This is a genomic window from Streptomyces sp. MAR4 CNX-425 (assembly GCF_048656465.1).
Lineage (GTDB): Bacteria > Actinomycetota > Actinomycetes > Streptomycetales > Streptomycetaceae > Streptomyces.
On sequence record NZ_JBMDLF010000003.1, the window covers coordinates 611,710 to 626,037 of the forward strand.

The 14,328-nt window shown below is 72.8% G+C and carries 10 protein-coding genes and 3 pseudogenes; 9 read left to right on the forward strand and 4 right to left on the reverse strand.

Going from position 1 to position 14,328, the window contains the following annotated elements; all coding sequences use genetic code 11:
* The first annotated feature begins 62 nt into the window (after positions 1-62).
* On the forward strand, positions 63-1,004 hold the full coding sequence (locus ACHZ99_RS12455; RefSeq protein ID WP_420304535.1) for a helix-turn-helix transcriptional regulator: 942 nt from the start codon (positions 63-65) through the stop codon (positions 1,002-1,004).
* Between the two features lie 297 nt (positions 1,005-1,301).
* Here the strand turns inward: ACHZ99_RS12455 and ACHZ99_RS12460 are convergent.
* Positions 1,302-1,486, reverse strand: a pseudogene (locus ACHZ99_RS12460) (alpha/beta hydrolase); the annotation flags it as partial.
* A gap of 235 nt (positions 1,487-1,721) precedes the next feature.
* Between ACHZ99_RS12460 and ACHZ99_RS12465 the strand changes: the two are divergent.
* From ACHZ99_RS12465 to ACHZ99_RS12475, 3 genes are all read left to right on the forward strand, one after another.
* The gene (locus tag ACHZ99_RS12465; protein ID WP_420304536.1) at positions 1,722-2,582 is read left to right on the forward strand and encodes an enoyl-CoA hydratase/isomerase family protein; all 861 of its coding nucleotides are present in this window, start codon (positions 1,722-1,724) and stop codon (positions 2,580-2,582) included.
* Between the two features lie 154 nt (positions 2,583-2,736).
* The gene (locus tag ACHZ99_RS12470; RefSeq protein WP_420304537.1) at positions 2,737-3,171 is read left to right on the forward strand and encodes an HIT family protein; all 435 of its coding nucleotides are present in this window, start codon (positions 2,737-2,739) and stop codon (positions 3,169-3,171) included.
* Between the two features lie 21 nt (positions 3,172-3,192).
* Positions 3,193-4,818, forward strand: coding sequence for a GMC family oxidoreductase (locus tag ACHZ99_RS12475; RefSeq protein WP_420304538.1), 1,626 nt, complete (start codon positions 3,193-3,195; stop codon positions 4,816-4,818).
* Between the two features lie 79 nt (positions 4,819-4,897).
* Here ACHZ99_RS12475 and ACHZ99_RS12480 read toward each other — a convergent pair whose 3' ends face one another.
* Positions 4,898-6,985 carry a UvrD-helicase domain-containing protein gene (locus ACHZ99_RS12480; RefSeq protein ID WP_420304539.1) on the reverse strand — a complete coding sequence of 696 codons (2,088 nt, stop codon included), beginning with the start codon at positions 6,983-6,985 and terminating at the stop codon, positions 4,898-4,900.
* 74 nt (positions 6,986-7,059) lie between these two features.
* On the opposite strand from ACHZ99_RS12480, the gene ACHZ99_RS12485 reads away from it, so the two are divergent.
* From ACHZ99_RS12485 to ACHZ99_RS12500, 4 genes and pseudogenes are all read left to right on the forward strand, one after another.
* Positions 7,060-7,380 (forward strand): hypothetical protein, encoded by a 321-nt coding sequence (locus ACHZ99_RS12485; RefSeq protein WP_420304540.1) that lies wholly within the window; start codon positions 7,060-7,062, stop codon positions 7,378-7,380.
* Between the two features lie 200 nt (positions 7,381-7,580).
* Positions 7,581-8,309: pseudogene (locus tag ACHZ99_RS12490) on the forward strand (serine/threonine-protein kinase); the annotation flags it as partial.
* Between the two features lie 198 nt (positions 8,310-8,507).
* A pseudogene (locus ACHZ99_RS12495) lies at positions 8,508-9,038 on the forward strand (DUF3710 domain-containing protein); the annotation flags it as partial.
* 357 nt (positions 9,039-9,395) lie between these two features.
* Positions 9,396-10,088: a nucleotidyltransferase family protein gene (locus tag ACHZ99_RS12500; RefSeq protein WP_420304541.1), complete on the forward strand. Its 693-nt coding sequence runs from the start codon at positions 9,396-9,398 to the stop codon at positions 10,086-10,088.
* A 116-nt stretch (positions 10,089-10,204) separates the two neighbouring features.
* On the opposite strand, the gene ACHZ99_RS12505 is transcribed toward ACHZ99_RS12500, so the two are convergent.
* Both ACHZ99_RS12505 and ACHZ99_RS12510 read right to left on the reverse strand, forming a co-directional pair.
* The gene (locus tag ACHZ99_RS12505) at positions 10,205-11,860 is read right to left on the reverse strand and encodes an AMP-binding protein (RefSeq protein WP_420304542.1); all 1,656 of its coding nucleotides are present in this window, start codon (positions 11,858-11,860) and stop codon (positions 10,205-10,207) included.
* A gap of 47 nt (positions 11,861-11,907) precedes the next feature.
* The gene (locus ACHZ99_RS12510; protein ID WP_420304543.1) at positions 11,908-12,855 is read right to left on the reverse strand and encodes a fatty acid desaturase family protein; all 948 of its coding nucleotides are present in this window, start codon (positions 12,853-12,855) and stop codon (positions 11,908-11,910) included.
* A gap of 350 nt (positions 12,856-13,205) precedes the next feature.
* Here ACHZ99_RS12510 and ACHZ99_RS12515 point away from each other — a divergent pair, with 350 nt between their 5' ends.
* Positions 13,206-14,327, forward strand: a complete 1,122-nt coding sequence (locus tag ACHZ99_RS12515; RefSeq protein WP_420304544.1) for a S1 family peptidase — start codon at positions 13,206-13,208, stop codon at positions 14,325-14,327.
* The last annotated feature ends 1 nt before the right edge of the window (position 14,328 follow it).

The following is a 14,328-nucleotide window of genomic DNA, read 5'->3' on the forward strand; positions in this document are numbered from 1 at the left end:
AACCCATGCGACAACCGACTGGAACATCAGCGACACACATCCTGGATGCAGACTTGTGGACCATGGACGACAAGCCCGCATCCTTCTCACTCGACTCACGTCGTGTGGCCGCCGCCGGTCGGCACGACTACGAGCAGAACTGGTGCGCCCACATCGGAGAGGAGTTCCCTCTCCCCACGTTCAGCGCGGCGACCGCGGCCGACTTCCGGCTGCGCTTCCGTGCCGCGAAGGTGCAGGACGTGGCCCTCACCACCGTGGACGGTGTGTCGCCGGCACAAACGGCGGAGGGGCCAGTTCCGGATACCGATCATGTCCGCCTGTGGCTGGTGCACAGAGGAGCCTGGGCCCTGGGCAGCAGGCGAAGCAGCGTGGAACACACCGTGGCGGCGGGAAAGTTCCTGCTGCGGCACGCCGGGGGGATACCTCACTTCTCGCTCCCCCCGCGCACGAGAGCGCGGTGCATCGTCATGCCCGCCGCCCCTTTCTCCCCGGCCCTCGCCGGCCGTCAGGTCGCCGGCCACGCCGACGCCGCCGAGGTACGCCTCCTGGTGGCGCACGCCACGATGGTGGAGGAGGTACGGCCCGAGCTGAGCCCGGCCGGCGTCCGGGCCGCGCGGGACACACTGGTCGAGTTGGCCCTCGCGGTGGCACACGGCGGATTCGACGATGTGAACACGCGCCTCGCCCCGGCCCTCGCCCAAGCGGCCAAGAACCTCGCGCGGCAGCGGCTCGCCGACGCCGATCTCTCGCCGACGATGCTGGCCCGGGAGCTGAACGTCTCCGTACGCACGCTGCAACGCGCGTTCGCGGCGGGCGGGGAATCGGTGGCCGCCTACATCCGGGAGAGACGTCTGGAGTCGGCCAGGCAGGCGCTGTCGGCGTCTCGGCTGACCGTCTCGGAGATCGCCGCGCACTGGCAGTTCGCCGACAGCGGCCACTTCAGCCGCGCTTTCAAGCAGCGCTACGGACTCGCACCCACCGAGTACGCCCGGCAGAACTCCTGACCGGAAGGGCACGGCTGGTCAGTCGCGGGTCTGCCGGCGGACCCCGCCGGCAATGGGCCGGTGCCCGCGTCGTCGGTGAGTGATGCGGCTCTCCTTTGATCGGGCGCCGGCCGGAACCGGCATGTACGGGTGCGGGAGTCGGCGGGTGATCGTCATCGTGGTGTCCAGGGGGTGATGTCGCGGTGGGTCTTGGCTCTGACGCTTTCCCCGAACCACATGTCATACAGGGCCCGCGCGGCGTCGCCTTGGACTGCCGGCGTGGTCACCACCCTACCTTCCATTAGACCAGTCGCCTATGCGGTGACGTACGTCGACGGGCAGGGTGCGGTCGGCCGTGCCGTGCGGGATCAGGGCGGGGACGTCGATGCGGGGGATGTCCGCCCGGAAACTGGTCGGCCAGGTCGGCGGGCAGCGGCCGAGGCGATCGGCCCCGCACCCGCCGCCACGTTCCAGGCGTTGCGCACGGCCTCTTCTCCGTAGCGACCTTGACGCGTCCCATGACGCCCGCTCCTTCGGGAAGTTCGACGTCTACCCTGTTCTGGAGTACTATACGACCGGTCTACTCGCCCGCGACCCCTGCCGGTGCGAGCGACTCGCGTCACCCGGTGCGTACGTACCGGACCGCGGCACCACGGAACCGCCCCCACCGGTTCCGCAACGTACGCAGAACCACGTCGGGCGGAGACCGTCGGGCCGCCGCCCAAAGGAGCGCAAGCGATGAGCTACAGCGGATACACGTCCCTGGTGGTCCGGGTGGAGGACCGGATCGCCTGGGTGACCCTCGACAACCCGCCGGTCAACACCGTCGACGCCGTACTGGCCGGCGACCTCAAGGCGTTCGCGGACGAGGCCGCGTCCGACGAGGGCCTCGCCGTGATCGTGTTCCAGTCGGCCAACCCCGAGTTCTTCTCCGCACACGCCGACTTCGAGTGGTCCTTCGACCCGAGCACCCTCCTGGCCCTGGCCGACCCCGACGCCGACCCCGCCCTCAACCCCCTCCAGCAGCTCGACGAGCGGCTGCGCACCCTCCCGCAGGTGACGATCGCGAAGCTGCGCGGATACGCCCGCGCCGGCGGCGCCGAACTGGCGATGACCGCCGACATGCGCTTCGCCGCCGCGGACCGGACCTGGCTGGGCCAACCGGAGTCGCTGATGGGCATCTTCCCCGGCGGGGGCGGCACCCAGTACCTCAACCGGCTCGTCGGCCGCGCCCGCGCCCTGGAGATCGTGCTCGGAGCCGACCTGTACGACACCTCCGTCGCCGAACGCTACGGATGGATCAACCGCGCCATCCCGGACGAACACCTCGACGCCTTCGTCGACGCCCTCGCCCGCCGGATCGCCGCCCTGCCCGAGGGCGTGGCCGCCGCCGCGAAGGAGGCGCTGGACGCCGCCGAGGCCAGCGGCCCCGTACCGAACCTGGCCGAGGAAGCCGCCGCCCACGCGAAGGTCTACCCCTCCCCGGACGACGTCGTCGACCGCCTCCGCGTACTGATGGACCACGGCGGGCAGACCCGCGACGGCGAACGGCAACTGGAGCGCCTGCTCACCGCAATCCCCTGGGCCCACCGCTCCTGAAAACCGCCGACCACGCCCGCCGGACACCGCACCGCCGGGGATCCGGCGCCCCCGGCACCTGTGGCCTGAACTTCCCGTCCGTCCCTCGGACTTCCCCCCGGACCCGGGGACCCGGCGGTTGAGCCGCCCGCCGTATGTGAAAGGAACCTCAGTCGTGCCCACCCTGTTCTCCCGCATCATCGCCGGCGAGCTGCCCGGACGCTTCGTCTGGCGGGATCCCGAGGTCACCGCGTTTCTCACCGTCGCGCCCCTGCGGCCCGGGCACACCCTCGTCGTCCCCCGGCGCGAGATCGACCGGTGGACGGATGCCGACGGTGCGCTTCTGGCGCGGTGCATGGAGGTCGCCCAGGCCGTTGGGCAAGGGGTGCGGCGGGCCTGGGACGCCCCGCGGGCCGGCCTCGTCATCGCGGGCTTCGAGGTGCCGCACCTGCACATCCATGTCGCTCCCGTCTGGGACATGTCCGACTTCGACTTCACCAAGGCCGAGCCGGAGGAGGACCAGTCCGCTCTGGACGACGCCGCGGGGAAACTGCGTGCCGCCCTGCTCGAACTCGGTTATGAACAGGCCCGGGACACCGACCGCGGCTGATACTCCAAGGAGACGCTGAACATGAGGAGCCACCCCGCCGACGCCGCGGCGATCCCGGCCTCGGCCCGGACCACGCACCGGCTCGCACTCGCCGACCACCTGGACGACGGTGCCGCGTTCGACTACATCGTGAGCGGAGCCGGTCCGTCGGGTTCCGTTCTCGCGGGCAGACTTGCGGCCGATCCGGCCGTCTCGGTACTGCTCGTCGAGAGCGGCGGCGGTGACGACGACGAACGTGTCCGCGATCCCGACCTGTGGCCGGCCAACCTGGGCAGCGAGCGGACCTGGGACCACGTCACGGAGCCGAACCAGCATCTGAACGGGCGCCGGCTCGCGTACGCGACAGGCCGCGGGCTGGGCGGCGGAGGAGCTGTCAACGCGGGTGTGTGGGCCCGTGGCCACCGGAGCGACTGGGACTCGTACGCCGAGGCCGCGGGCGATCCCGCGTGGGGCTACGCGCACGTACTGGAGCACTACCGCGGCATCGAGGACTGGCAGGGCGCGCCCGACCCCGAGCGCCGGGGCACCGGCGGGCCGATGCGGATACGGCCGGCGAAGGACGTCCACCCGCTCTTCACCGCCTTCCTCGACGGCGCCGAGGCCACCGGCATCCCCCGATTCGGCAGCGCCAACGGCGCCCTGATGGAGGCGAACTCCGGTGGCGCCGTACGGGACGAGAACATCCACAACGGCGTGCGGCAGAGCCCCTTCCGCCGCTACGTCGCCGACCGCGCGGCGCAGCCGAACCTCACCGTACTCCCGCACACGACGGTCTCCCGCGTCCTGCTCTCCGCAGGCCGCGCCCGCGGCGTCGAACTCGTGCGCGACGGCAGGCCGCTGCGTGCTCACGCGTCGCGAGAGGTGGTGCTGTCGCTCGGTGCGCTCGGCACCCCGGCCGTACTCATGCGGTCCGGGATCGGAGACGAGCGCGAACTGCGGAACGTGGGCATCCCGGTGGCCCAGCACCTGCCCGGCGTCGGCCGCAACCTCGACGACCACCTGCGCCTGCCCTGCATGTGGGAGGCCACGGACGCGCGGCTGCCGGTACCCACTCGCAGCCAGGCCGTCTGCTTCCGGGAGGACGAAACGCGGCCGGGCGCGCCGGAGTTCGTCATGTACGTCTCGCCGGCGCCGTCCGTCTCCCCCGAGAGCGCGGCGCAGTACCCGCCGCCGGAGCGGTGCTTCACCCTGATGCCCGCGATCCGGCCGCGTCCCGGCAGCCGCGGCCGGGTCCGCCTGGCGAGCACGGACCCGCTGGCCGGACCGCGCATCGAGACGAACTTCCTCGCCGACCCCGACGACCTGCGCTCGGCCCTCTCCGCCGTCGCCATGGCCCGCGAGGTCGGCAACTCCGCCGCGCTCCGCCCGTTCGCCAAGCGGGAGGTGTCCCCCGCGTCCGCCGCGACGGACACGGTCGAGCCGTTCGTACGGAACGCCGGGGAAACCTTCTGGCACCAGAGCGGTACGTCCCGGATGGGACGGGACGAGGGAGCCGTCGTGGACGCGAGGCTCAGGGTGCACGGCGTCGAGGGCCTCCGCGTCGCCGACGCCTCGATACTCCCCCACGTGACCGTCGCCAACACCATGGCCCCCGCCCTCGTGGTCGGCGAGCGGGCAGCCGAGATCCTCACCGCCGAGCAGGGCTGAGGAAGGGCCGGACCCGCTCGCCGCAGACGCGAAGGAGGCCCGGGTGGTGGGCGCCGGCCGTCGAGGCGGGTGGCATCCGCTAGCGGGGCTCCGGGGCCACCCTGCCGAGCCAGAGGCGGTCGCGGGCCCGGGTCATGGCCACGAAGAGCTGGCTGCGCGCCAGCTCGTGCCGCTCGCGTGCGGTCTCCGGCGCCTCCGGGTCACTCGCCCCCGCGGCCGCGGACACGCGCGCGTCGTGCCGCGGGAGGAACACGTTCTTGAACTCCAGGCCCTTCGCCCGCCGGTAGCTGCCCAGCTTGACGCCCTCGGCGGGGTGCCCGTCGTAGTGCTCCAGCAGGCAGACCGGTATGCCGGCGCGGGTCAGGAGCCGCTGGTAGTGCGCGATGGCCTTGATGGAGGGGCAGAGCACCGCGGAGTCGGCGCGGGCCGCGGGCGGCAACGCACGTAACGCGGCGAGGAGAGCCTCGTCGTGCTCGGCCGGGGTCGGCTTCGACACCCTGGCCACGCTGCCGTCGTGGTACGTGAGGTCGACCTGCCGGCGGCCACTGGTGCGGAGCCCGTCGATGTCCTCGAACGAGTCGTCCGCGACGACGGCGAGAGCGGCCTCCAGGACCTGCTTGCTGTTGCGGTAGTTGGTACGCAGCACCTGCCCGCGATCCCCGCGGATGTCGATTCCGGCCTCGGAGAGGCGGAAGCCGCCCGGGTAGACGGCCTGCTGGCCGTCGCCGATCAGCAGGAGGCCGTTGGGCCGGTCACCGGCCAGGGTGTGCAGCAGCCGCAGCCCGACGAGGGTGAGGTCCTGGACCTCGTCGACGATCACCGCGTCGTACGGGGGCCGTTCCGCGCCGCGCGCCTCGGCGAGCGCGCGTGCCAGTACGTCGTCGAAGTCGTCCACGCCGCGCTCGGCGCGGATGGACTCGTACGCCTCGTAGAGGGTCCACACGGCCTGCCGATGGTGGCGGCGCAGGCTGGCACGGCGGCGCCGGCGGGACAGCAGGGCGTACTGGTCGAAGGTGGTGATCCCCCTGCCCTTGATGACGTACGCGATCTCCTCACGCCAGTAGCCGTGCCCGGGATCGATCTCGGCGAGGCAGCTGTCGCGGCCTACGTTCTTCCAGGCGAGGCTGAAGGCGGTCTCGGCCTTACCGCCGTGCAGCCGGGTCTGTACGCCGCGACTGTGCAAGTACTCCTGCGCCCAGGAGTGCAGGCTGCGGAACTCCACCCGGTCCACGACGGACGGCGCCATGGACGCGAGGAACGTGGCCTGGACCCGGGGGAGGTTGTTGGCGAAGGTGACGTAGAGAACGCGCCCTGTCGTGCGCTGCGCGAGGTACGCCGCGCGGTGCAGCCCGACGACGGTCTTGCCCGTGCCGGCCGGGCCGCTGATACGGGCCGGGCCGGCCCAGTTCCGGCGGACGAGGGTGACCTGGTCGGGGTCGAGGAAGGTCATCCACCGCTCGATCGGCGCCCGGCGGGCGTCGTTCAGTACCGCCTCGCGGAGCCCGTCGATGTCGAACAAGCCCTGCGACGGCTCCTCCCCAGCCGCTGATCGTTCCGTCGTTGTCCCAGGGACGGCGGAATCCTCGTACTCCGGGAAGACCCGCTCCAGATGATCGGCTATGGCCCGTACGGACTCCTTCCGCAACCGGCCGCGTTCGGCCATGAGCCACGGCCCGACCTCGTGCTCCCCCAGCAGCCTGATCCGGCCGAGTTCCACGTGCACGCGCCGGCCCGCGAACACCATCAGCGGCTGCACCCCCACCGGCGACAGCCCCAGGGACGCCACGGCCCCCTCCGCCGCTCTCGTGACGGCCAGGAGCTTGGCCGCGTGGCTGTCACGCGACTCGCCCCCGGCGCGCAGCGACCTTCCGTCCACGACCTCCGGGGCCGACCGCCAGTTCTTGACATCGACCACGAACACGCCCCCGGGCCCCACCAGCAGCATGTCCACGTTGGCCGCACGGGTCCCCGGCCACCTGCGGTCGACCAGCAGGCGCCATCCCCGCTCGGTGAGCACCAGCAACTGGGCGGCGACCAGGCGCTCCCCCTCGCTCGCAGCCTCCCAGCGGCGCGCCTCCTCCCGGGCCGCCCGCCACTGCGCACGCAACAGCCCCTCCTGCCGCCGCGCCTCCTGCGCCCGCCGCGTCGCCGACCCGCCGGCCACCATGCAACCACCCCCTCTCACACAGCGTAACGATCATAGAACCGCGGGCAACACCCCGACAGACGACCCGCGAAGCCTTGTGGCGGCCGGGCGCCGACGAAGGACAGCTATCCGCGGGGACCCAGGCGATCGGCGGCTACCGGACCCGCACCAACGACCCGGAGATCGGTCTCGGCGCCGACCGCTCCCCCGTCGCCAAGAAGATCACCTTCGTGGGTTCGGTCAAGTGGCTGGAGAAGAAGCCCTTCGACGACCGCGACCTCGCCCGCCTCCTCACACACCGATCCCGGCTTCCCGGCGCCGACGACACCACCCCCCTGCTCGCCGTCACCCGCAGTGGCCGCACAGCCGACATCCCCACCCGCACGCCCCAGGACCTCCACGCCGCCTGGGCATGAATCTGTGACCGGCCGTGCCGCTGCGTACCGGTTGCGGAGTCGGCCGTTGCCGACGGTGAGGGGGTGCGCCGTCGCGCTCGTCCGGGCGGCCGGGTGGTGGTTGGGTAGGGGGTCCGTGGTGGACTCGGGTGTGTCCTGGGCGGGAAGGGGGCGGGGTGGAGGCGTTGAGGGCCGGGGACCCGGAGCGGGTGGGCGGGGTCGTGTTGCGCGGTCGACTCGGTGCCGGGGGGATGGGGGAGGTGTTCCTGGGCCGGTCACCGGGCGGGCGCGCGGTGGCGGTGAAGGTCGTGCATCCGCACCTGGCCCGGCAGCGGGAGTTCCGGCGCCGGTTCGCCCGTGAGGTGGCGGCCGCGCGGGCGGTCAGCGGGGCGTTCACCGCTCCTGTCGTGGCCGCCGGGCCGGAGGACGATCCGCCGTGGGTCGCGACGGTCTACGTCCCGGGCCCCGACCTGGCCGAGGCCGTGGCCAGGGCCGGGCCGCTGCCGGAAGGCTCGGTCTGGCTGCTGGCGGCCGGGCTCACGGAAGCGTTGCAGGCCATCCACGGCGAGAGGCTCCTTCACCGCGATCTCAAGCCGTCGAACGTGCTCGTGGCCGCGGACGGGCCCCGTGTGATCGACTTCGGGATCGCCCGGGCGTCGGAAGGGACCGTCCTGACCGGGACCGGTCAGGTGATGGGTACCCCCGGCTTCATGTCCCCGGAGCAGGCCGAGGGCGGCAACGTGGGGCCCGCCAGTGACGTCTTCGCTCTCGGCGCGGTGATCGCCTACGCCGCCGGCGCCACCGCGCCGTTCGGGCAGGGCCCGCCCCTTCAGGTCCTCCACCGCGTCGTCAACGGTCAGCCGCGCCTGGACGCCCTCCGGGGCCCGCTCCACGAGCTCGCCCGCGCGTGCCTGGCGAAGAATCCCGCCGATCGACCCAGCCTGCCCCAGCTGCTCGACCGCATCACGGCGCACTGGGACCCGCCGGACGAGGACCCCGGCGTGTCCCCCTGGCCCGCCGCCGTGATCGCCCTCATCCCCCACCGGACGACACCCCCGACCGCGCCCTACACCCGGCCCGACGCCCCCGCACCGACCCACTCCGCACCCACCGTCGCCGCACCACACGCCCGGGGACTGGAGCGGCCGGGGCCGGGGCCGCGTTCCGACGGGCCCTGGGACAGCGGCGAGGTACGCGACCCGGGCGAGGGCCGGGTGGATCTGGGCGGCCTGTTCGTGCCGCGCGTCGACAGCATGGAGGTACGGGTCGACGTCTCGGACGGCGAGATCGTCGCGGCGACCGTGATCCTGCGCGACAGCGCCATCCAGTTGCAGGCATTCGCCGCACCCGGGCAGCAGGGCATCTGGGACGAGGTGCGGGAGGAGATCGGTTCCGGCTTCACCGGGCGGGGCGGTGTCGTCGACGAGGTCGAAGGACCGCTGGGCCGGGAGCTGCGGGTGCGGGTACCGGAGCGGCTGCCGGACGGCACGGACGGCTTCCAGGTCGTGCGGTTCGTCGGCGTGGACGGGCCCCGCTGGTTCCTGCGAGGCGTCATCTCCGGTCGGGGCGCGGTGGAGCCGCAGGCCGCCGGGCTGCTGGAACAGGTCTTCCGGGACACGGTCGTGGTCCGCGGCGACGGCCCGATGGCGCACCGCGCCCCGATCGTCCTGACGCCCCCGGCAGCACCCACCGCGACCGGCCGGCGTCGGCCCTCGCGGAGCCCCTGAGGCTTCGATCGGGCGGCGGAGCCCGGACGCTGAGCTTCCTCGGCGTTGCGGACGGACCGTCGGGCACCGCCGCTGTCCGGTTCGCCCGACGTGCGCCACGGATGTGCACACGATCCGTCGCACCTCGGCCAATATGCCGAATCAGGGGATTTCGCGGCAGTTGAGCAGGGTAGCTCTGACGCGGCGCGTGGGGTGTCGGCCGGGAACCGTCCGCGGATTTCGCACCCCCTGTCACGGGGCGTGTTCCGCCGTTGCTCTGGGAGGTAGTGGGTGTCGCAGCCGCGGGCTTCTCACCCCATCCGTCAGGCCGTGATCCTTGCGGGCGGACGCGGGCGGCGCCTCGCTCCGTACACGGACCGGCGTCCCAAGGCGATGGTGGAGGTCAACAGCACGCCGCTGTTGCGTCACCAGATCGACTGGTTCGCCGGCGCGGGCGTGGAGACGGTGGTCGTCTCGGCGGGCCACCGCTCGCAGGTGATCACCGACTACGTGTGCGCGGAGACGCTGCCGGTGCGCACCATCGTGGTCGTGGAGGACCACCCCTTGGGGCGGGGCGGCGGGTTGAAGCTCGCCGCCCGTTCGCTTCCGGCGCCGAAGGAGCCGTGGTTCGCCAGCTACGGCGACATCTGGACCGACTTTCCGCTCGCCGAGATGGGCGCTCATCACCTGCGCTGCGGAGCGCTGGCCACGGTCGCGCTGACGCCGCCGTGGCTGCCGCACGGCGCGGTCGTGTGCGACGCCCTGGGGAGGGTCGCCGACCTGGCCGCGCCGCCCCCGCTCGCCTGCACGGTCAACGGCGGTGTCTACGCCTTCGCACCCGGGATCGTTCCCCTGCTGCCCGATCGGGGGGATCACGCGGACACCACGCTGCCGAGCCTGGTGCGGCGGCGGCAGCTGGCGGGCTACCGCATCGACGGATTCTGGTGCGCCGTCAACACCCCTCAGGACCTGAGCGAGCTGAGCGCCCGAGTGGCGCCGGTTCCGCCGTCGCCGGGCCGGTAGCCGGCCGGGTCAATCGCTTCTCCTTCGCCGGGTCGCGGAGCGGCTGACGCGGTGGTGGCTCCCGCCCTCGGGATGTACGCGCCGAGGGCCACGACCGGCTTCGACCGTTGGCCGGGTCAGGTGTTGGTGGGGGGCTTGGCGGCGTTTGTGCGCAGGGCGCGCTTGTCCACTTTGCCGAGGTGGGTGCGGGGCAGTTCCGCGCGCAGTTCGAGGCGGGAGGGCTGGTACCACTCGGTCATGCCCCGGGTGGTGAGGTGCGCGCGGAGTTCCGCCAGGGTGGGCGGGGTGGTGCCGGTTTGTGGGACCACGACGGCGCAGGGCAGTTCGGAGTGCTCCGGGTCGGGGTAGCCGACGAGGGCGGCGTCCTGGACTCGTGGGTGGGTGCGCAGTTCGTCCTCCACGTCCTGCACGGGGATCAGCTGGGAGTCGGATCCCTTCACGCGGTCCGCCGCGCGGCCGCGGAAGCGCAGGCCGCCGCGGCCGTCGTCGTCGACCAGGTCGCCGGTGTCGTACCAGCCGTCCGTGCTCGCGCTGCTCCAGCGCAGCCGGCCCGTGTCGCGGTCGGCGGTTGCCAGGCAGGTGGCGGGGCTGCGGACGAACAGGTGGGAGGTGCCGTCGCCGGAGGGTTCCAGGCGCAGTTCGACTCCCGGCATGGCCCGGCCGATGCTCAGGGCCGGCCAGTCGTCGGGGTCGTCGTGGGCGGTGGCCGTGCCGCCGCCGAGTTCGGTCATCCCCCACTCGTTGACGAGGCGTTCGCACAGGGTGGCGCGGATACGGGGCACGAGGGGGCGGGGCAGCGGCGTGCCGACGCTGACCACGGTGCGCAGGGTGCCGAGGGGGCGGGGGGAGCGGTGCTGTTCGGTGACGAGTTGCGCGAGGGCCCAGGGGACGGCGAGCAGGACCTGCGTGCCGTTGCGGGCGAGCATGTCGAGGTAGGCGCCGGGGTCCCAGAGGTCGGCGAAGTGCGCGGGTGCGCGGTGGACGAGCGGGGCGAGGGCGAGGTTGCACAGGCCGACGGAGTGGCTGATGCCGCCGGGGGTGGTGCGGGAGGCCGCCGATCCGTTCTCGCGTCGCGGGGCGGCTTTGATGGCGGCGTAGAGGGTGTTGGGGCTGTGGAGGACGGCGGTCGGGGCGCCCGCGGTGCCGGAGGTGAAGACGATCACGGAGGGCTCGTCGGGGTCGAGGGGGGTGGGGGGCGGTGCCGGGGCCGCGCTGTGCAGCAGGTGGGTGGTGAAGGAGAGGGCGCCGGTGGCCTCGGCGGGGCCGAGGACGATGCGGTGCCCCAGCCCGGGCAGCCGGCCGGCGGCCGCGGCGGCGGCCACGGACGTCGCGGGGGTCGCGCCTTCCCACTCGTGGACGAGCACGCACGCGCGCGCCCGCGTGCCGGCCAGGACGCGTTCGAGTTCGCGGGGACCGGTGCTCTGCGGGACGAGCGCGGCGACGACGCCGATCCGGTCGCAGGCGAGGGCGAGGGCGGCGGTCTGCCACCGGCTCGGGAGCTGGATGGCCAGGACGTCCCGGCGGCGCAGGCCCAGCGCGCTCAGCCCCGCGGCGATCCGCTCCACCCGGTCGGCGAGGCGGTGGTACGTCACGGTGACGTCGCGTCCTTCGCGTACGCGGTGGCCGACCATCGCGACCCGGTGCGGCGTCTCGCGGGCGGCGCGCAGCAGGTCTTCGGTGAAGCTGCCGTCCCTCCAGTGCCCGGCCGCGCGGTGGGCCGCGGCGGCCGGGTCCGTGGGACGTACGCGGGACAGCAGGTCGTGCATGGACATGGACTCGCTCCTCCTCGGGGGGCGCGGCGCTCGGTGCCGGGGGCGTTCTAGGTGGTGGCGTTCAGGCGCGCGACGATGTCCTCGATGACGCACGGCTGGTCCGGCGTGGACCTGCGGCGGAAGAAGTAGCCGCTGCACCAGGGGGTCTCGCCCCACCGGTCGAGCTTCCGGGCGGCCAGGGCGGCGGCCTCGGGGAGGCGCCGCCAGGGGATCTGCGGGCACCAGTGGTGGATCGGGTGGTACATGTCGTCGAGGTGGTTGCCGAGAAGGTGCCGGGTGAGCCGGTGGGAGGTCCAGCCGCGGGTCTGCCGCAGCGGGTCGGTGTTCTCGATGACGCCGGCGTGGTTGCCGAGGTCGGTGAGCCAGTTGACGACGGGTCTGATGAAGATCGCCGGCAGCGCCCAGTAGAGCAGGAAGTACGGTGCGGCGCCCAGCGGCCAGCACACGGCGACGATGCCCGCCCACAGCGCCGTCCGTGCCGCGAACGCCCGCCACGCCTCGTCGGGCGCCTTGGTGACCAGGGTGAGGACCGCGTTCTTCGGCAGCGGCCAGAGGGCGTTGCGCACGATGACGCGCAGGACGAAGGAGCGCCGCGTGGGCTTGGCCGCGCGTATGTTGCCGGCGCGGTAGGACTGGAACATCGGGTCGTCGTCGGAGCCGAGCCTGGCGTGGTGCACCAGGTGGCCGGTGCGGTACGGCAGGAAGCCCTCCCCGAGGAGGGCTGTCAGCAGGTGCCCGACGAGGCGGTTCGCCCTCCGGTCGGCCAGCAGCTTGGAGTGGACGCACTCGTGCACCAGGTTGGCGAGGTGGCGTTGGCGTATGCCGATGTAGCAGGCGGCCACGAGCGGGCCCCAGACGTTCCCGGCGAGGTTGCCGAGGAGAGCCGCCGCGGCGATGGCCGCGAGGTCCGTCAGGACGTCGCGCATCCCCACGTCCGGCGGGCCGCAGAGGTCCTCCAGTTCGGTGACGAGGTCCCGGCCCAGGATCCTGCGCATCTGCCCGGAGGCTCCGGTGCCGTACCGCGTACGGCGGCGCCGCGCCGTCCGGCGTGCGGTGCGGGGGGGTCCTCATGCTCATCCGGCTCCTCCTGACACAGGGGGTCCCGGGCGGCAAGCCGGGAGCGGACGCGTCACAGGATGACAGCTGCCTGACCACTGCTTATCGCTAGAAATCATAAGAGATCAGGATGAAAGCTGCTCAGTCGGGCACTGCGGCGCGATGCGCGGACGGAGCCGCCCGCGCCCTCGGCTTCTGCCGTTCAGCATCCATTCATAGGCTTTTAGTGAATTACCAATAATGTTCCCGGGCCAGCTCAACTACCCCTCGACGAAGAGGAGTTACAGCCATGGCCCGCAGTCTTACCGGCCTCAGGCGATGGGCGACGGTCCTCGTGGCCCCGGCGCTGCTCGCCGCCGCCACGACCGGCGCCTCCGCCGCCCCGCCGGCCGGTGACGCGCCCGACCCCGCCCCCGGCGCCGTGGAGGTCGCCGCCGGCATCTCCGCCACCCGGGCGCAGGACCTCGCCGGCGCACTCGGCGAGGACCGCACCGGCGGCTTCTACCTCGACCGGGAGAGCCGGCGCATGGTGGTCACCGTCACCGACGACGCCGCCGCGGAGCGGGTACGCGCCGCGGGCGGGGTCGCCCGGCACGTGGCGTACAGCGCCGCGGAGCTCCGGGACGTCACCACCGCGCTCAACCAGAACCCGGACGCCCGGGTCACCAGCACGGCCTGGGGGACGAACCCGGTGACCAACCGGGTCGAGGTCGAGGCCGGGGACGCCGTCTCCGACGCCGAGTTCGCCGGGCTGAAGGAGATCGCCGCCGGGTTCGGCGACGCCGTGACGCTGCGGCGCGTCGACGGCGACGTCACGACGGACGCCACCGTCCTCCAGGGCGGCAAGTACATCGCCGCTCACAACCTCTCGTGCTCGGGCGCCTTCAACGTGCGCGAGAAGAGCGACAACAGCAGCAAGTACCTCCTCACCGCCGGCCACTGCACCAAGGGGGCCACCGGGGTCGCCGACTGGTACAACGCCAACGGCGTCTACTTCGGCTACGACGCGGGCGGCTACTTCCCCACCCACGACTGGGGCATCATCAAGCACTACAACGCCTCGGTCAGCAAGCCGGGCACCATCTGGCTGCACCAGTACCAGAAGGAGCGGGACGTCACGTACTCCCGGGACCCGGTGGCGGGCGAGTCCGTCCAGCGCAGCGGCTACCGCACCGGCCTGCGGAACGGCCGGGTGATCCAGCTCAACGTCACCGTCAACTACCCCGAGGGCCCGCTCTACAACATGTTCTCCTACAGCGCCTGCTCGAACAGCGGAGACAGCGGCGGCGCGATCGTCCACGAGACCGCGGCCATCGCCATCCACTCCGGCAGGCGCGACGGCTCCGACTGCCACGCCTACGGCCAGCCCGTCAACCCCGCCCTGGCCTGGTACGGCGTCGAGGTCTACTGAC